Annotated in this window: 18 protein-coding genes and 1 riboswitch; of the genes, 12 read left to right on the top strand and 6 right to left on the bottom strand. The window is 44.2% G+C overall.

What is annotated here, in order from left to right; translation table 11 throughout:
- Positions 1 to 23: 23 nt before the first annotated feature.
- Together MKY50_RS17135 and MKY50_RS17130 are read right to left on the bottom strand one after the other, a co-directional pair.
- The gene (locus tag MKY50_RS17135; RefSeq protein ID WP_341116989.1) at positions 24 to 1,877 is read right to left on the bottom strand and encodes an LTA synthase family protein; all 1,854 of its coding nucleotides are present in this window, start codon (positions 1,875 to 1,877) and stop codon (positions 24 to 26) included.
- Positions 1,878 to 1,976: 99 nt separating this feature from the next.
- Positions 1,977 to 2,459: a metal-dependent hydrolase gene (locus tag MKY50_RS17130; RefSeq protein WP_003228444.1), complete on the bottom strand. Its 483-nt coding sequence runs from the start codon at positions 2,457 to 2,459 to the stop codon at positions 1,977 to 1,979.
- A 166-nt stretch (positions 2,460 to 2,625) separates the two neighbouring features.
- Here MKY50_RS17130 and sspJ point away from each other — a divergent pair, with 166 nt between their 5' ends.
- Together sspJ and MKY50_RS17120 are read left to right on the top strand one after the other, a co-directional pair.
- Positions 2,626 to 2,766, top strand: a complete 141-nt coding sequence (gene sspJ, locus MKY50_RS17125; protein ID WP_003221612.1) for a small acid-soluble spore protein SspJ — start codon at positions 2,626 to 2,628, stop codon at positions 2,764 to 2,766.
- Positions 2,767 to 2,882: 116 nt separating this feature from the next.
- Positions 2,883 to 3,062, top strand: a riboswitch (Lysine riboswitch).
- Between the two features lie 103 nt (positions 3,063 to 3,165).
- The gene (locus MKY50_RS17120) at positions 3,166 to 4,575 is read left to right on the top strand and encodes an amino acid permease (protein WP_029318410.1); all 1,410 of its coding nucleotides are present in this window, start codon (positions 3,166 to 3,168) and stop codon (positions 4,573 to 4,575) included.
- A 203-nt stretch (positions 4,576 to 4,778) separates the two neighbouring features.
- Here the strand turns inward: MKY50_RS17120 and MKY50_RS17115 are convergent, their stop codons facing one another.
- Positions 4,779 to 5,726 carry an iron-hydroxamate ABC transporter substrate-binding protein gene (locus MKY50_RS17115; RefSeq protein WP_049139696.1) on the bottom strand — a complete coding sequence of 316 codons (948 nt, stop codon included), beginning with the start codon at positions 5,724 to 5,726 and terminating at the stop codon, positions 4,779 to 4,781.
- A 205-nt stretch (positions 5,727 to 5,931) separates the two neighbouring features.
- Here MKY50_RS17115 and MKY50_RS17110 point away from each other — a divergent pair, with 205 nt between their 5' ends.
- The 6 genes from MKY50_RS17110 to MKY50_RS17085 all read left to right on the top strand — a co-directional run bounded on the left by MKY50_RS17110 (position 5,932) and on the right by MKY50_RS17085 (position 12,072).
- Complete coding sequence (locus MKY50_RS17110; protein WP_038829342.1) at positions 5,932 to 6,978, top strand: FecCD family ABC transporter permease; 1,047 nt, start codon at positions 5,932 to 5,934, stop codon at positions 6,976 to 6,978.
- On the top strand, positions 6,978 to 7,988 hold the full coding sequence (locus MKY50_RS17105) for a FecCD family ABC transporter permease (protein WP_003244298.1): 1,011 nt from the start codon (positions 6,978 to 6,980) through the stop codon (positions 7,986 to 7,988). Before MKY50_RS17110 ends, MKY50_RS17105 begins: the two co-directional genes overlap by 1 nt.
- 15 nt (positions 7,989 to 8,003) lie before the next feature.
- Positions 8,004 to 8,813, top strand: coding sequence for an ABC transporter ATP-binding protein (locus MKY50_RS17100; RefSeq protein WP_003243882.1), 810 nt, complete (start codon positions 8,004 to 8,006; stop codon positions 8,811 to 8,813).
- Positions 8,814 to 8,983: 170 nt separating this feature from the next.
- Positions 8,984 to 10,177: an efflux RND transporter periplasmic adaptor subunit gene (locus MKY50_RS17095; protein WP_341116987.1), complete on the top strand. Its 1,194-nt coding sequence runs from the start codon at positions 8,984 to 8,986 to the stop codon at positions 10,175 to 10,177.
- Positions 10,161 to 10,850, top strand: a complete 690-nt coding sequence (locus MKY50_RS17090; protein WP_014480848.1) for an ABC transporter ATP-binding protein — start codon at positions 10,161 to 10,163, stop codon at positions 10,848 to 10,850. The genes MKY50_RS17095 and MKY50_RS17090 overlap by 17 nt, the downstream gene beginning before the upstream one ends.
- Positions 10,843 to 12,072, top strand: a complete 1,230-nt coding sequence (locus MKY50_RS17085) for an ABC transporter permease (RefSeq protein ID WP_213377084.1) — start codon at positions 10,843 to 10,845, stop codon at positions 12,070 to 12,072. The genes MKY50_RS17090 and MKY50_RS17085 overlap by 8 nt, the downstream gene beginning before the upstream one ends.
- 34 nt (positions 12,073 to 12,106) lie before the next feature.
- On the opposite strand, the gene rsiO is transcribed toward MKY50_RS17085, so the two are convergent.
- The 3 genes from rsiO to MKY50_RS17070 all read right to left on the bottom strand — a co-directional run bounded on the left by rsiO (position 12,107) and on the right by MKY50_RS17070 (position 14,008).
- Entirely contained in the window at positions 12,107 to 12,517 is a 411-nt protein-coding gene (gene rsiO / locus MKY50_RS17080; RefSeq protein ID WP_341116985.1) for an acid stress-sensitive anti sigma factor RsiO, read from the bottom strand.
- A gap of 60 nt (positions 12,518 to 12,577) precedes the next feature.
- Positions 12,578 to 13,735: an oxalate decarboxylase gene (gene oxdC, locus MKY50_RS17075; protein WP_015384622.1), complete on the bottom strand. Its 1,158-nt coding sequence runs from the start codon at positions 13,733 to 13,735 to the stop codon at positions 12,578 to 12,580.
- Positions 13,736 to 13,855: 120 nt separating this feature from the next.
- Complete coding sequence (locus tag MKY50_RS17070) at positions 13,856 to 14,008, bottom strand: YvrJ family protein (RefSeq protein ID WP_038429609.1); 153 nt, start codon at positions 14,006 to 14,008, stop codon at positions 13,856 to 13,858.
- Between the two features lie 201 nt (positions 14,009 to 14,209).
- Here MKY50_RS17070 and sigO point away from each other — a divergent pair, with 201 nt between their 5' ends.
- The 4 genes from sigO (at position 14,210) to yvrG (ending at position 17,588) form a co-directional block, all read left to right on the top strand.
- A complete protein-coding gene (gene sigO, locus MKY50_RS17065) occupies positions 14,210 to 14,740 on the top strand; it encodes an RNA polymerase sigma factor SigO (protein ID WP_014477957.1) in 531 nt (176 codons plus the stop codon).
- 3 nt (positions 14,741 to 14,743) lie between these two features.
- Positions 14,744 to 14,983, top strand: a complete 240-nt coding sequence (gene rsoA / locus MKY50_RS17060) for a sigma-O factor regulator RsoA (RefSeq protein ID WP_003228484.1) — start codon at positions 14,744 to 14,746, stop codon at positions 14,981 to 14,983.
- A 152-nt stretch (positions 14,984 to 15,135) separates the two neighbouring features.
- Positions 15,136 to 15,849 carry a two-component system response regulator YvrH gene (gene yvrH / locus MKY50_RS17055; RefSeq protein WP_003243545.1) on the top strand — a complete coding sequence of 238 codons (714 nt, stop codon included), beginning with the start codon at positions 15,136 to 15,138 and terminating at the stop codon, positions 15,847 to 15,849.
- Positions 15,846 to 17,588: a two-component system sensor histidine kinase YvrG gene (gene yvrG, locus MKY50_RS17050; RefSeq protein ID WP_032726840.1), complete on the top strand. Its 1,743-nt coding sequence runs from the start codon at positions 15,846 to 15,848 to the stop codon at positions 17,586 to 17,588. Before yvrH ends, yvrG begins: the two co-directional genes overlap by 4 nt.
- The last annotated feature ends 69 nt before the right edge of the window (positions 17,589 to 17,657 follow it).

Genomic DNA, 17,657 nt, shown 5'->3' with positions numbered 1-17,657 from the left:
TCCCTCTTGATAGAGGGATTTTTTCATTCGGAAAACCTGAGCAGGTCACCATTTAAAATTTTATCAGAGAGAGACAGTTCTTCGTTTGCTTTCTCCTTGTAAGGGAGGCACGCATCCTGATCTTCCAGCACTTCACCTGTTTTTTGGCTATAGCACGTGTTCTTTGTGTATACATAATCGTTCGTAATAAAGCTGCCGTTTCGCAGAACGGCGAATGGGGTGCGGTCGCCCGACAGCAAATCATTGCCGAATTGGATATCGCCTTTTGTCTCAACGCCGAGCAAATGCATCAGCGTCGGCCTGACGTCGACCTGTCCCCCGGCATCAGGGATGGTTTCCGGCTGTTGATCGGTGATTCCCGGGATATGTATGATAAACGGCACCCGCTGGAGCTGAACGTTGTCATACGGTGTGATTTCGTCTTTCCCTAAAAACTCAGCCATTGCCTCGTTATGGGCTTCAGAAATGCCGTAATGATCTCCCATAAATACGATCATCGAATTTTCGTATAAGCCTTCGTCCTTCAGTTTTTTGATAAAATGCTTCAATGCTTCATCCTCATAGCGAACCGTGGTCACATAGCGGTTTAACAGATCACTGCTTGAATCGAATTCATCTATCAGCTGATCCTTTTCATCAATCTCAAACGGAAAATGATTCGTTAACGTGATAAAACTGCTGTAGAACGGCTGCGGCAGGCTTTTCAGCTTTTCGGCGGACTGCTCTAAAAATTCTTTGTCTTTTAAGCCCCAGCTTGTCGATGTCCCGGGAGTGACATGAAAATCATCAACATCAAAAAAACGGTCAATGCCAAACGTATCGTACATGACATCTCTGTTCCAAAATGTTTTATGGTTAGCATGAAAGACGGCTGAATAATAATCGTGCTGCTTCAGCGATTTATACATCGTATGAAATTGATGGTCGCTTTTCGTGAAAAAGACGGCGCCGCTAAGGGAAGGATACAGTGAGTTAGCGACGATAAATTCTGAATCTGATGTTTTGCCTTGTTCTGTTTGCTGATAGAAATGATCAAAGGAATAGCTTTTTTTAATGAGATCATTCATAAATGGGGTAATTTCTTTTCCATTTACTTTTTCATTCAGAACAAAGCTTTGGGTCGACTCAAGTGTTACAAAGATGACATTGCGCCCCTTTGCAAGACCGAATTTGCTTTGATCAGGCTTGCTGTAATCAGCCTCTGTGTAGTTTTTAATGGCAGTTATACTGTCTTCATCGGCAAAAGCTTTCGCGCTGATATTAACAGTCTGAGAAATTGTATCGTAAATATGGAACTGAAACAGGCCGATGCTTTTGACTAGCATTTCCCGGTCAAAAGAATGTGCCAAAAGCTTCGGCTGCTGTACTTCTGCAAGTGCCAGTGTGCATAAAAGCATGCCGCAGGAAGCTGCATAGTACCGTTTGATCGTGCAGGGAGCGGCTTTTGTCTGTGGGTGTTTGGTTTTTCTGGCGAACAGCAGCAGAAAAACCAAATCCACAAACAGGGCGATAAACAGAGGATGGAACAGTTCTTTTACACTGCTGCCCATATCGCTCATGTTGCTGGCCTGAAATAAAACCGGAATGGTAATAAAATCGATATAAAAGCCGTAAAAAATCGTATTAGAGATCAAGATAACAGTCAGAACCAAATTGGCAATCAGCAAAAAGGCCCGCTGCTTGTTTTCTTTTAGAAACAGGCCGATCCCGAATAAAGGAAGAATAAAGCTGAGCGGGTTGACCAGCAGCATTAGCTCCTCCAACAGAGTATCGATTTGCAAATCAAAGCCGAGTTTATATATCACATACGTTTTGATCCACATAAATAAGATCGAAAAACATAAAAACCGCTGATTGTGAAAAAAGGTTCCTTTCATCAATATGACTCCTCACGTTTTCTTGATCATCTGCATGAAATGCTTCTTAAGTAAAACCTACTAAAAACAGCCGGTTCAGACAAGTCTCAGCACTCATGTTTAAAACATGCGGCCATGAAACAGCATATAAAAGTAGTAACATGAAGCAAGGGTCAGGCCGGCTAGCACGAGCTGCTCAGAAAAACTGCCTGTCTTCATATATAATGGAAGCCGAACGCGGATCGTGGAAGGGAATAATAATTTGATTCCGTTCACCGTCCAAGCGTCAAGAATCAAGTGGCTCGCCATTCCGATCATCAGGCCGGCTGATATGTTTTTATCTGGAATGTATGTAGAAGTGATAAAAAACATGATGAGCATAAACAGCAGGCTGTGTGTAAAGGTGCGATGGCCAAAAACGGAGCTGACCACTTTCGATAAAATAGGAAATTTTCTCCCGATTTTGCTTTGTGTGTGGCAGATATCGGGTATTAATGCTCCAACCGCGCCTGACGCAGCCATAAGCACTGGATCAAATCCATAATAATAAGCCGCTGCCGTACAAGAAGCGATGCCTCCCATGATGTGTGTTTTTCCTGTCATTTGCCGCTTCTCCTTTTATCTTTTGCAAAAAATCTCTGAATTACAAATATATCAAGAGAATGTATGTTTGATCAACAGGACTTTGGACGATAAAAAATATCCCGCATAATTTTTCAGGAAAAAGGCATCTTAAACATGTACCTATTTTTTAAAAGAGGTGATACGAATGGGTTTCTTTAATAAAGATAAAGGAAAACGTTCCGAAAAAGAAAAAAACGTAATCCAAGGAGCTCTTGAAGATGCTGGTTCAGCTCTAAAAGATGATCCGCTTCAAGAAGCTGTGCAAAAAAAGAAAAATAATCGATAACCACATGCGGATAGGGCTTGGCTCTATCCGTATTTTCCATCTGTTCCCTTTGACAGATCATCCTTTCTTTGATAACCTTCTGGGAGTAACTGAATAATTAAATCCTCACTCTTTCTCAGTGAGGTAGAGGTTGCGCGGATGATGAGTCACACATGCTAGGCTGACAGGGGCTGTTAAACATGTGTAAAAGGCATCAGCGCCGAAGTGTGGAGAAAGCCGATCCTTCTCTATGCTGGGACTGTATCTGAATAAGTGCAGGACTGCCGCGTGCTTTTTCGCGGAGGGCTATCCGGAGATCAAGGGTGTGTGTTTCTTTAAGCATGGACTTTTGTTCAGGCTTTTTTTGCGTTTATATGATCTCGGGGTCTGGTCCGTACAAAGAATCATGGAGGTACTGGAATGGAACAGACAAAAAAATGGGGTTTTTGGTTATTAACGGCGTTTGTCGTTGGAAATATGGTTGGATCAGGAATTTTCTCCTTGCCGAGCTCGCTTGCTTCAATTGCGAGTCCGTTTGGAGCTACGTCCGCCTGGCTTTTGACAGGTGCCGGCGTGCTGATGATTGCACTTGTGTTCGGACACTTGTCCATTCGCAAGCCTGAACTGACAGCGGGACCGCAAAGTTATGCAAGAGCGCTGTTTTCTGACCCGAAAAAAGGCAACGCTGCCGGTTTCACAATGGTGTGGGGCTACTGGGTGGCGAGCTGGATCAGTAACGTGGCGATCATCACAAGTCTCGCCGGTTACTTGACTTCGTTCTTCCCGATCTTGGTTGATAAACGTGAGATGTTTTCGATCGGCGGGCAAGAGGTGACACTCGGCCAATTACTGACGTTTGCCGTATGTACGATCTTGTTATGGGGAACGCACGCGATTCTTGTTGCCAGCATTAACGGCGCAAGTAAATTAAACTTTGTCACAACGCTTTCTAAAGTATTAGGTTTTGTCTTCTTTATCGTTGCCGGTTTATTTGTGTTTCAAACGACATTATTCGGTCATTTTTATTTCCCGGTTCAAGGAGAAAACGGCACAAGCATTGGAATTGGCGGCCAGGTTCATAACGCCGCGATTTCTACACTGTGGGCGTTTGTCGGAATTGAATCCGCGGTGATCCTGTCCGGCCGTGCGCGCTCTCAGCGTGATGTGAAACGTGCGACAATTACCGGCTTGCTGATTGCCTTGAGCATATATATTATTGTGACTTTAATTACGATGGGTGTTCTGCCGCATGATAAGCTTGTCGGCTCTGAAAAACCATTTGTTGATGTACTCTATGCGATTGTTGGAAACGCGGGAAGCGTGATTATGGCGCTTTTGGCTATCCTTTGTTTATTCGGAACGATGCTCGGCTGGATTTTGCTTGGCTCTGAGGTGCCATACCAAGCAGCTAAAGCAGGAGATTTCCCGGCATTTTTTGCAAAAACGAATAAAAAGGGAAGTCCGGTCATTGCACTCATTATTACAAACGTCATGTCACAGGTCTTCATTTTCTCGGTTATTTCCCGGACAATAAGTGACGCATTTACATTTTTAACGACAGCCGCTACACTCGCATATTTAATTCCGTATCTGGTATCTGCAATCTACAGCTTGAAGGTAGTCATCAAAGGTGAAACGTATGACCAGCTGAAAGGCTCCCGTGTAAGAGACGGATTGATCGCGATACTGGCGTGTGCATACTCCGTGTTTGTTATCGTAACAGGCACAGCAGATTTAACGACATTTATCCTCGGCATCGGTTTATTCTTTGTCGGCTTAATCGTTTATCCATTTGTGAGTAAAAAGTTCCAGAAAGAAAAACATGCATAATGAAAAGACACCTGATTTGCTCAGGTGTCTTTTTTTATAAAAAACGAATTTCTACTGATCGTTAACATAGTTGACAGGAAAGCTGGAATCAAAAAATTAAGGGGCAATCAAATATGCAACTTCCTGTGATTTGGCAAGAAAATATCCGATCAAATTGAACGATCCTTATAAATGAGACAGCCGCGGGCAGGCGGCTCTTTTGTTTATTTAGTCAAGCTTTCCGTAATAAACTTCAGTTGTCCTTCTAATGAAATCGGGTCAGAGAAATAGAAACCGATCGGATCCATCTTGTAGACATGGCCATTTTTAACGGCATTCAGATTCTTCCAAATGGAGCTTTCAAAAACGCCGCCATCATCACCGCCTGATTGCCATGGGCCCGCGAAAATGTAATCTCCGGCGAAGTCAGGGAGCTTCTCTAATGAAATACTTGTATAACCTGGCCCCTGGTCAATGGCTTTTTCTTTTGTCAGCTTTGTAGCCTGCAGGCCGAGGTCTTTGTAAATGATGCTTCCGCCTCTTCCAAAGTCTTTACCGAATACGTAAATGTCTTTTCCGTTCGTTTGCATAATGGAAATGGTTTTGTCACCGACCGCTTTTTTGATTTTTGTTTTAGCGGCCGCAACTTTTTTATCCCACTCGGCCAGCCATTTTTCAGCTTTATCTTCAGTTCCCGTCATTTTTGCAAATTCTTTCAGCTGTTCGATGTTGTCGAGCTTATCGTATTTTACTGCGACAGTCGGCGCAATTTTTTCAAGCTTTTTAATATCAGCGCCCTGTGTTGTCCAGACGATAATCAGGTCAGGGTTCAAATCAATGACCTTTTCAACCGAAGTGCCGTCTCCGATGTTTTCGACGCCGTCAGTTTTTCCTTTGTAGTAAGGGTTTTTAAATACATTCTCAGGCGCACCGACAACGTTGATGCCGAGTGTTTTGAAGTAGCCGTAATAGCCGTCTGCCATGACAACCACCCGTTTAGGATGCTTCGGGATTTTTACATTTCCGTTTTCAGCCTTGTATGTAAAGGTTTCTGCGCCTTTTGAATCAGAGGCAGAACCTTTGCTTTCTGAGTTATTCCCGCAGGCTGCCAGCGCTGCAATCAATAACAGGGCAAAAAACGCGGCTCCGAGTTTCTTGTATATATGGGTCATATCTCATACCTTCTTTCTAAAAAATAGATGAAAAAGAGAATCATTATCATCTGTGATTATACCACTGCAAGTGCCGGTTGACACGATATTTTTGCAAATGCATTTTCATTTTTGTTCAAAACACTCTATTAAATCAGCTGAAAAAAGTGATATACTGAAACAGCAATTGATAATCATTATCAGTAACAGAAAGGAAGTACGGCAGTTGAGTCAACATAAAAATATACGGACTGCATCAGAAGAAATCCAATGGACGTCAAGGACATATGGCGCGGTCATCGTCCTTATTGCAGGTCTATGCCTGCTTTGCCTTGGCGCATTTTTATCCATATCCCTCGGTGCAGCGGATATTCATTTGCGCACTGTATGGGACGCCATTTTTCATTATCAGCCGACAAAGACATCTCACCAAATTATACATGATCTTCGGCTTCCGAGAACGGCGGCTGCCGCGCTTGTAGGCGCATTGTTGGCAGTGTCGGGAGCAATCATGCAGGGGATGACGAGAAACCCTTTGGCAGAGCCTTCGATTATGGGTGTGACATCAGGCTCTGCGTTTGCGGTTTCGATTGCGTTTGCCTTTTTTCCCGGACTTTCTGCAATGGGGCTTGTGCTATGGTCCTTTGCGGGAGCGGGGCTGGGGGCATCGACGGTAATGGGCATCGGCATGTTTTCAAGGGGCGGACTTACGCCTGTAAAGCTTGCTCTGGCGGGTACGGCAGTTACTTATTTCTTTACCGGCATTTCAACTGCCATTGCAATCCGCTTTGATGTCGCTCAGGATATCAGCTTTTGGTACGCTGGCGGGGTAGCGGGTGTGAAATGGCCGGGGGTCCAGCTTTTGCTTATTGCAGGGGCTGTCGGTTTAACGCTCGCGTTTTTTATCGCCCGGTCTGTGACAGTGTTAAGTCTCGGTGACGATCTGGCAAAAGGGCTTGGACAATATACATCAGCAGTGAAACTGGTTGGCATGCTTATTGTAGTAATTCTAACCGGAGCTGCGGTTTCCATTGCCGGCACCATTGCATTTATCGGGCTGATCATTCCGCATATTACCCGTTTTTTGGTCGGTGTGGATTATCGGTGGATCATTCCTTGCTCGGCGGTGCTCGGTGCTGTTTTGCTTGTTTTTGCTGACATAGCGGCCAGACTCGTAAATGCGCCCTTTGAAACGCCTGTCGGCGCGCTGACTTCTCTTATCGGCGTTCCCTTTTTCTTTTATTTGGCACGTCGTGAAAGGAGAGGGCTGTAATGAAAACAAAAACAAACAAACCGCTCATTGTAATGGCTGTGACCTTTTTGCTTATCGTGGTGGTCTTTTTTATCAGTCTCAATTTGGGCGTTATCAAAATTGCACCGCTTAAAACGCTTCAGGTCTTTTTCGGCCAAGGAACGGCGCGTGATGAACTTGTCTTATTTGAGTTCAGGCTGCCCCGGATCATCCTTTCTTTGCTTGTTGGAGCAGGGATTTCCGTAGCTGGAGCCATTTTGCAAAGCGTGTCTCAAAATGAACTTGCCGAGCCTGGTATTCTCGGAATTAACGCCGGCGGTTCACTTGCTGTAGTGCTTTTTATATACTTTTTTCAAGGGTCAGCTTCAGATCTCAGCTTTTTCGGAACATTTATGCTGCCGTTCAGTGCTTTGGCAGGAGCAATCCTCGCTGCGTTTCTCATTTATATTCTGGCATGGAAAAAAGGCGTGACACCGATTCGGCTGATTTTAGTCGGCATAGGGGTGAATGCCGGATTCAACGCCCTGTTGCTGATTTTTCAGCTCAAGATGGACCCTCATGATTTTATGCAAGCCGCGGTTTGGATATCCGGCTCAATATGGGGGGCGAACTGGAATATGATCTGGGCGATTCTCCCTTGGATTGTGATCTTGCTTCTGTTTACTTTATATAAGGCACGCTATTTGAACATTATGCAGCTCGGAGACCAATTGGCGACCGGACTGGGCACCGCTGTTGAAAAGGAAAGACGGATTCTTCTTCTGGCAGCGGTCACTCTTGCCGCTTCATGCGTGGCAGCTGCGGGGGGCATTGCGTTTCTCGGATTGATCGCGCCGCATGTGGCTAGAAGGCTGACCGGTCCACGTCACCAGACGCTGATACCGGTCTCCGCCTTCATCGGCTCATTCCTGTTTTTGCTTGCTGATACGCTGGCGAGAAATGTATTGGCACCATCAGAAATTCCGGTCGGACTTGTCATTTCCGTGCTAGGTGCGCCTTACTTTATTTATTTATTGATGAAAGCGAATTAGAGGAGGGGGCCGAATATGAATTCATTATCAACGGAACAGCTTGGAATCGGTTATGGCGACAGGGTGATTGTAGAGGATTTAAATATATCGATTCCTAAAGGGAAAATTACCACCTTAATTGGCCCGAACGGTTGCGGGAAATCAACGATTTTAAAAACAATGTCCAGAATTATGCGTTCACATGCAGGTGCCGTCTATTTAAACGGCAAAGCGATTCATAAAATGTCTACAAAGGACATTGCAAAAGATATGGCGATTCTTCCACAGACACCTGAAGCGCCGAGCGGCCTAACAGTGCACGAATTGGTGTCGTACGGCAGGTTTCCGCATCAATCAGGATTCGGCAGATTAAATGACGAAGACCGCCGGATTATCAAATGGGCGCTTGAAGAAACAGGCATGGCTGAATATGCTGAACGGCCGATTGAGGCATTGTCAGGCGGACAGCGTCAACGTGTGTGGATTGCCATGGCGCTTGCGCAAGGGACGGAACTGCTTCTGCTGGATGAACCTACAACGTATCTTGATCTTGCACATCAGCTTGAAATTCTGCAGCTGCTTGACAGACTCAACAAAGAGCAAGGGCGGACGATTTTAATGGTCATTCATGATCTTAACCATGCAGCTCGTTTTTCTCATTATATGATCGCGCTCAAAAAAGGCACGGTCATCAAGGAAGGAACTGCTCTGGAGGTCATGACACCAGACATTTTGAAGCAGGTATTTCAGATTGATGCCGAAATCGTGACTGATCCCCGTACAAATAAACCTGTATGCTTGACATATGACTTGATTAAAAATGAAAAAGAGCTAGTTACTGTATGAAAAAATCCCGGTTTGAAGCCGGGATTTTTTTTATTCGGCTTTGAAAATACAATTTTTCTATTTGATTCCGTCATTTCAATAAAAGGATTGCAAGTCTTTTTGAATTAATAGATAATATTGGTTAGAATGTTTCGGAAATATTACATAGTTTACAGAAAGAGGAGATCGTTGTGTCCAAGAAGAAAAAATGGCTTATTGGCGGTGCGATATGTGCCGGTGTGCTTGTATTGGCTGGGATCGGCGCTGGCGGTTTTTACTTTTTTACTCACATGAACCAAGTTGCCGTATCATCGGAGCCCTATGCTGAATCGGTCGCGGTATACATGGGAGGAGATTCAGAATCAGGCCAAACGTTTTCTGGAAAGGTTGAACCTGAGAAACAGCAGAAAGTATACATAGATTCAGAAAAAGGCAGCATTAAAAAAACATACGTCAAAGAAGGCGATCAGGTTAAAAAGGGCGATAAGCTTTTTGAGTATGAGGGCAAGGATCATTCTGATGAAGTGGAGCAAGCCAATTTGCAAATTGAAATGACAAATCTGCAAATCAACCGTTTGCAAAAATCAATAACGGAAACGGAAAAGAAGCTGAAAGTTGCAGGGAAAGAAGAGAAAACCCAGCTTCAAGATGAACTTGACCAAGCCAATTTCGATTTGAAAACAAGCCAGCTTGAACTGAAGCAGCATCAAAAAGAACTGGCTGGCCTGACGAAAAACAAAGGTTCCAATGTCATTACAAGCAAGCATGACGGAATCGTTCAAAGCGTCAATCAGGATATCGCTGACGGTGCAACAGGCGACCAGGCAGCAGGCCCGTATATCCAGATTGTTTCGACAGGCAAATATCTGGTCAAAAGCCAAATCAATGAGCTGTTAATGGACACGATCAAAAAAGGCAGCAAAGTCAGGGTCACGCTGAAAACAGGCGGTGAGGGCGAGTGGAAAGGAAAGGTCACCTCGATCGGCAAGCTTCCAGCGGGAGCAGGCGAGGGTGAAGAATCAGATAGCTTTGCTGATGAAGAAATGAACCCCCAGTCCTCTAACTATCCTTTCACCATTTTATTAGACAGCCATAAAGGTCTTGAAGTCGGCTATCATGTCAACATCGAAGTGATGAGTGATAATGCTGATGCGGACACGATCAAGCTGCCGTCCGACATGGTCATTCAGGATGACGGCGAACCGTATGTGTGGAAAGCTGATGAGAATCAGAAAGCGGTTAAGCAGCCTGTTGAAATCGGAGAGACTGATGAAAATGACATGGTGGAAATTAAGAGCGGCCTGACGCCGGAAGATTATGTGATCTATCCTGATCCCGCGGTCAAGGAAGGAAAGCAGGTTACAGTCAATGCTGACACTGAATAATATTTCGAAGTCGTACAAGCTGGGAAAAGAAGAAGTTCCAATCTTGAAACATATCAATCTGACTGTTCAGGCGGGGGAGTTTTTAGCTATTATGGGGCCTTCCGGTTCTGGAAAGTCAACGTTAATGAATATTATCGGCTGTTTGGACAGGCCAACCTCAGGAACCTATACGCTTGACCAGATCGATATATTGAAAGGGAAAGACGGGGCTTTAGCTGAAATTCGCAATGAATCAATCGGGTTTGTATTTCAAACTTTTCATTTGCTGCCGCGTCTCACCGCGCTGCAAAATGTCGAGCTGCCGATGATCTACAATAAAGTGAAGAAAAAAGAGAGAAGGCAACGGGCATATGAAGCGCTGGAAAAAGTCGGATTAAAAGACAGGGTCTCCTACAAACCGCCTAAGCTGTCCGGCGGCCAAAAGCAGCGGGTGGCGATAGCGAGGGCCCTTGTCAATCAGCCGAGGTTTATTTTAGCTGATGAACCGACCGGGGCGCTTGATACCAAATCAAGTGAACAAATTTTGTCACTGTTTTCTGAACTGCATCGGGAAGGCAAGACCATTATTATGATAACCCACGACCCGGACGTCGCCAAAAAAGCTGACAGAACCGTTTTTATCAGAGACGGAGAGCTGGTTTTAGATGAGAGAGGGGATATCAGCCATGCTTGAACATATTCGAATCTCCTTTCAATCCATTTTCTCTCATAAATTAAGATCCATTCTGACAATGCTCGGCGTGATTATCGGCATAGCGGCAATCATCGCGATTGTTTCAATGCTGAAGGGCCAAAGTGAGCAATTAAAGCAAAGTATGATCGGCATGGGAAACAACGCGATCAACGTTGTCTACCAGCCGTCTGGCGGAGAAGAGGAGAGCGGCGGCCCTCAGGTGTCGTATGCGTCCGCGCCGCCTGTAGCGGAAGAAACAGTAAAGGCGATCAAATCAGATCCGATGGTCAAAGGATTATCCTTATATTACTTGTCAGAAGGCGCGAGCGTTTTTCATTTAACAAACGTTTCGTATCCCCAAGTGTATGGAGTGGACGATGATTACTTCGACATGTTTCCAATCCGAATAACCGAAGGGAGAAAGCTAACGGAAAACGATTTAAACAGCACACACCAAGTAGTGATGATCAATGAAGCTGTCAGAGATGAACTGTTTCCAGACGGAGAAGCTCTGCATAAAAACATTGAGATGAATGGTGTGCCGTTTAAGGTCATCGGTGTTTTTAAAGAAAAAAATCAACAGGAAAGCATGTTTGAAGGCGACTATGCGAACCCGGTTTTGTACGTGCCGAAAAAAGTGTGGCCGCTTATTGAAGGATTTGACGCGCCGACGCAGATTGCCGTGCAGGCTGATTCTTCTGAGCATATCCAAGAAGCGGGTGTAATGGCTGCAGATCTTTTAAATCAGGGACTGTCAGAAGCTGAGCTGGAAAAAGCAGAGTACAGTGTAATGGATCTTCAGGAGATCGCGCAGGAAGTGGAGTCCTTTAATCAGTCATTTGCATTGCTGCTTGGCGGAATCGCCAGTATTTCACTTTTGGTGGGCGGTATCGGCGTCATGAACATTATGCTCGTTTCCGTAACGGAGCGCACGAGGGAAATCGGAATTAAGAAAGCGCTCGGTGCTAAGCGGCGTGTGATTTTATTTCAATTTTTAACCGAGGCTGTCGTGCTGACAAGCATTGGCGGAATACTCGGTGTGCTGGCGGGCTTCGGCATCGCCAAGCTGCTGACGGTCATTTTTCCGATGCCTTTTATCGTCTCCATTCCAGCTGTTGTCGGAGCACTCATCTTTTCAATGGCAGTCGGCATTATCTTCGGCTTGCTTCCGTCTATCAAGGCTTCGAAGCTTCAGCCTGTAGACGCGCTTCGCTATGAATAAAAAGAACGCATCCAATTGGAATGCGTTCTTTTTTTTAGCTGGGAAGAGCCGAGTTGCATTTGTCTAAAATCAAAAAAACGGCTGCGACGATCATTTCTTCTGTGGTGGACAGCCAGATGTCGCTGATCAATTGGTCTGTTGTATGAGCAGTCATCCACAAAAATAGCAGCTGTACGATGCCGGCAAGGAGAATGAATAGACGTTTTCCTGTCTTGAAAAATGTAAAGCTATGTATCATCAGCCGTTCAAATGGTTCAAAGCATAATCCGAGAACAAGAAATACCACGGCAAAAAGCAGGACATGAGCTGCTGAGCGGTAGCTCGTTTCCGCTAAAGAAAACAATATATAGATGACAGCAAAATAGGTCAACACCACTGCTGCTGCGGCCAGCAAGTACTTTATGGAGAGCCGCAATAAGCGTTTTGAAGGGTTTTGATGTTTCACTGGTTCAGCTCCTTATGAAGGCTTGCAGAGAACGAGTGCTCTCTGCAAGCCGCAAGTCTTTTATTTACTGCATTTCTTTTTCACTACTGGGTGCTTTTCTTTTGAAAGCACATCAGTAAAGTCTTTGCCCAAGTCAAGGTGCGCTTGAACAAATTTTTCAGGAAGCATGGCAAGCCATTGGTTTAAAGATACATCAGCATAATGGTCGTCTTTGAAGATTTCTAAAAAGACAAGCGGTTCATCCCCGATGTTTTCAACGTAATGACCCATTGCAAATGGTACATATCCGACATCACCGGCTTGGTAATTAAATGTTCTGGCATGGCCGTCAGATGCAAAAACGGTCATCCTAGCTTTACCGGAGATGTAGTATTGCCATTCGTGTGTATTCGGATGCCAGTGCAGTTCCCTCATGGCGCCGGGTTCTACTGTTACGAGCGCTGATGCGATGGTTTTAGACACTTTGAAGTTTGTCGAATCTGCAATGTATACTTTTCCTCCCTCAGATTCGATCGGCTCTTGTTCAAGAAGGCGGTAAGTAAATGGATAAGGCACTTCGCCATTCGGCCCTTCCACAATATCATCTTTTAAACTGCCAGGGAGTTGGTTTTCAAATATATATTTTTCTTTGCCAGGCAAATTGGCAATCTCTTCTTTTGTCACGCCGAAGTTCGCAGCAATGACTTCTTTTGGAGTGTGGGCAAGCCAATCTGTCAGCTGGAACGTGCTGTTTTCAGAGAATGATCCATCGTCAAACACGAGCAGGAACTCAGCTCCCTCATCCAGCGCTTGGATGGAGTGCGGCAGGCCTGACGGGAAGTACCAAAGGTCTCCTTCACCTACATCGTCAATAAAGCTGCGCCCTTTTTCATCTACAATTGTGACTCTTGCACTTCCGTAAATCATATAAGCCCATTCAGCTTCTTTATGCCAGTGAAGCTCGCGAATCGCGCCTGGCTTCAGCCGCATATTTACGGATGCAAGGTTTTCTGAAATCGGCAATTCACGTACTGTCACTTCCCGGGCATATCCGCCTTTTTCTAATCGGTTATGAGTATCAGAGAATGAAAACTTCATATTGCTGACGGTGCCATGATCGGTTTCAGGCGGAACGAGCATATCAGGGTTTTGCCGGTCTCTTTCAATATTGCGCGGGATTTTTACCGTTGCTCCTTTGTCTCCTCTAATTGGCTGCGGAATGTCATTTTGTTTTTTCATGAAATGTTTCCTCCTTACATTTAAATGTGATAGCAGAAAGAGAAGGTGAAAGGCCTTTCGTTTTCCCTTCTGTTTTGTTAAGTGAAAAAAACCAGTGAAAAGTCAACTTCGATTGAAAAATTATTTTTTTGCATGATCTTTCATTTCTGTCATTAGTTCTATTAGTTGATCAAACTTCTTTTCGAATCGGGTCAGCAGATACATTGCAATCAGCGCGGGAAACCCCAAATTGCCGATCTGTTTTACGACTTCCTCTATAAAAACCTGATCCATAGGAAAATACCTCCCTTCTTTTTCTGCAGTCATGTATGTAAGTGAAGGAAAACCGATAAAACGTAAACTGCTGCAAAGTATTTTGGAAGACACTAGTCGGAAAGTAGTAGTTTACTTTTTTTTGCTTTCCTTCATTTAATTTAGTAGGGAGGCGGTTTGATGGACTATCAAAGTCTTTTACGGTCAAAATGTAAGGAGATAATGAAGCATCCCATCGTGAAGCATTTTTTGAGCAATCCTCAGCATTACCGTTTGTTCAAAAACGTAATGGAAAGCCCTAACGAAAAAGATGCAAAATCATTGGACGAGCTATTTAAGCAATTTTATAAAGAAATCCGCATCGTCAAGTATATGAATTCAATGATTCGCATCTTTTCTATTGATTTTGATAAGCGGGTTCGCAAAAACCAAAAACGGTATCCGCTGACGGTAGATCATCCGGAGGCGGGAGATCGGCTTCCTTCCGAAACAGGAAGCGATGCATTTGAAGAATTTTTAGACAGGCAGGATGATTTGAGCCAGCATGTCCAGGATTACCAGCTCTACCAAGCGATCCAGAAGCTGACTGACAAACAAAAAAGTGTGCTGACGAAAGTGTATCTTCACGGTGCCACGATGCAGGAGATTGCAGATTCATTAGGGGAGTCCCGACAAAACATTTCCAACATTCATAAAAAGGGGCTGGAGAATATCAGAAAGCAGCTAGCGGCGCAAAAAAAGGGGGAAAAGTAAGCTGTGGACGGCCAGTTTGAACAAAAAAAGAAACAAAAAGACGAGACTTATGACATTGAGCACCTGATTGCATGCTTTTCACCGATGATCAGAAAAAAACTCAGCAATACATCCTATCAAGAAAGAGAAGATTTAGAGCAAGAGCTGAAGATCAAAATGTTTGAAAAGGCTGATATGCTTTTGTGTCAGGATGTCCCGGGATTTTGGGAGTTTATTTTGTACATGGTGGATGAGAACTCATAATATTTTCATATGAAAAAACATCAAAAGGGAGCGCTTGTTTGCTCCTTTTTTGCTGTTTTGATTTGCCAAGCTCCAATGTATTCAAAAATGTACCATAAATAAACGATATAATGATAAGATGAAAAAAAACAGTGACAGAAAGGAACATAAAAGTGGAAAATGCGTCAATTTTAATCGTAGACGATGAGAAAGCGATTGTGGACATGATCAAACGCGTTCTCGAAAAAGAAGGTTATCGAAATATACTGGATGCGGCAAGCGCAGAAGAAGCGATTCCCGTTGTGAAGGCCAATAAGGTTGACTTGATTGTGCTGGATGTCATGATGGGCGGAATGTCCGGTTTTGAAGCCTGCACATTGATCAGAGAGTATTCAGACGCTCCGATTTTTTTCCTGACGGCAAGATCATCCGACGCGGACAAATTATCGGGCTTTGCGGTTGGAGCTGATGACTATATCACAAAACCATTTAATCCGCTGGAATTAGCGGCGCGGATCAGAGCACATCTCAAGCGTACATATCAATCAAAAGAAACAAGTTCAAATCAAACCTACACATATGATTATTTTACTTTTTCTCCGCAAAATGCCGAGCTGATCGTAGGCGGGGAAGCCGTTGCCTGTTCAGCCCAGCTTCTGCAGCTTTTGCAGTATTTTTGTGAACACCCTAACGTGGTGCTTTCCAAAGATCAAATATATGAAAAAGTATGGGGCTATCCTTCCTACGGTGACAACAACACCGTCATGGTTCATATTCGCAAGCTTAGGGAGAAGATTGAGCGCGATCCGAGCAATCCGGAGTATATTGTAACCGTTCGAGGTCTCGGCTATCGTTTTATCCCAAATCCTGAAGGCAAGCGGTCATGAGGTTAAGATGGAAGTTTTTGTTTCACTTTTTCGGCCAGATGCTGATTGTGATCCTGCTGCTTACGGTTATGCTTGTTGCGTCGTTTTTCTATTTAGACGCCCGTTTTAGCGATGCGGAATCCAATTCAGGGCTGACGAAGGCAACGACCGACACACTTGAGGCATATCTCGATGTAAACGAAGACGGGACATGGGAAGTGGATAATTTCCTGAAGAAATCTGTTGATAAACAGCACGGCTGGATGCAAATCATTGATTCGGAAGGAAACACTGATTATTCCTACGGCGTGCCAAAAGACGTGCCGGGCACCTATACCAAGAAAGAGCTTTTGTCTATTTATAAAACCAAAAAGCTTCATAACTATAAACTGAATTATTGGGCCATCAATATTGAAGATAAGTCGTATCTTCTATTGTCCGGCTGGAAATCAAAAAGTGAACAGCTCCTGACTTCCGTTGAAAAGCGCGAACAAAAGATAGACTCACTAGCGCACTATAAGTCTAGTACCATCGACTATATTAAACGGAAAAAAGGCGCCATTTACCTGTTAGACAGCAATGGAAAGATTCTCGACAGCATCAACAGCACAAAAAGCGAAAGAAAAACGATGAACCAGCTGGAGCTGCTTAAATACAGCTCTAAGCCTTGGAACTATAAGCGGGAAATTTCCGTTAAGATCCTCAATAAAGACAGATGGATGGTCGCTACGGTGCCAAACCCAGTCTATGTAACCGATCAGGAGTTTAACAAATCATTCCTGAAGGTTGTATTAAAAGCGATGTTTCTCGTGATGGCCGTTTTGTTCATGTATATCATTTGGATGACCGTTTGGTATATGTTCCGATTCGGGCTGCCGATTTTTCACACGATTAGATGGCTGGTCAATCTGTCAAAAGGGAAGCTTGAGGAACCTAGAAACCGGGAAGGCCGTCCTGTCAGCAAAAATAAAAAGGGAAAAATCAAACAGCCGTACCGCTTCTTCGGTGAGATATTTGAATCAATGGATCAGCTGACTGAAACGCTGAGAAGGGATAAAAGAAACAGAGAAAAAATCCAGGCGACAAGGGAAGAATGGATTGCCGGTTTGTCACATGACTTAAAAACACCGCTCAGCAGTATTTACGGCTACAGCATGATGCTCGAGTCGAAGCAGTATGACTGGTCGCCGGAAGAAGTGAAAGAAATGGGGCAGGTTGTCAGAGAAAAATCTGAATACATGTCTAAGCTGATTGAAGACTTAAATTTAACGTATCGGCTGAAAAATGATGCTCTTCCTATTGAGAGAAATCTCACTAGCCTTATCCCGTTTTTTAAAAATGTCATTGAGGATTTTAAGAAAAATCCGTTTTCTGAAGGCTATGATATCTCGTTTGTATCCAAAGAAGAGCATATTGAATTTGCCCTTGATGAAGCGTGGTTCAGGCGCATATTAGAAAACCTCCTTGGGAATGCCGTGAAGCACAACGACAAAGGAACAGAGATTCAAGTCATTCTGGAGCAAACAAAAAATCATATATCTTTAAAGGTGAAGGACAATGGGAAAGGAATGGATGAAGAAACGATTACCCATTTGTTTAACCGTTACTACAGAGGGACGAACACAAAAGATTCAACTGCCGGAACGGGTCTCGGGCTCGCGATTGCCAAGGAGCTTGTCCATCTGCATAACGGAACGATACATGTGAACAGCAGAATGAACATTGGAACGGTCATTACCATCCTTTTTAAAAAACAATAAACATCAAGTGGTTTGGACACCTCTTTGCCGGGAATAACAATATATAGACTGAAGCTAAAGAGGTGTAAC

Origin of the sequence: Bacillus sp. FSL R7-0685 (genome assembly GCF_038002425.1) — a bacterium.
Classification (GTDB): domain Bacteria; phylum Bacillota; class Bacilli; order Bacillales; family Bacillaceae; genus Bacillus; species Bacillus subtilis.
This window is presented reverse-complemented; position numbering and strand designations above follow the sequence as displayed.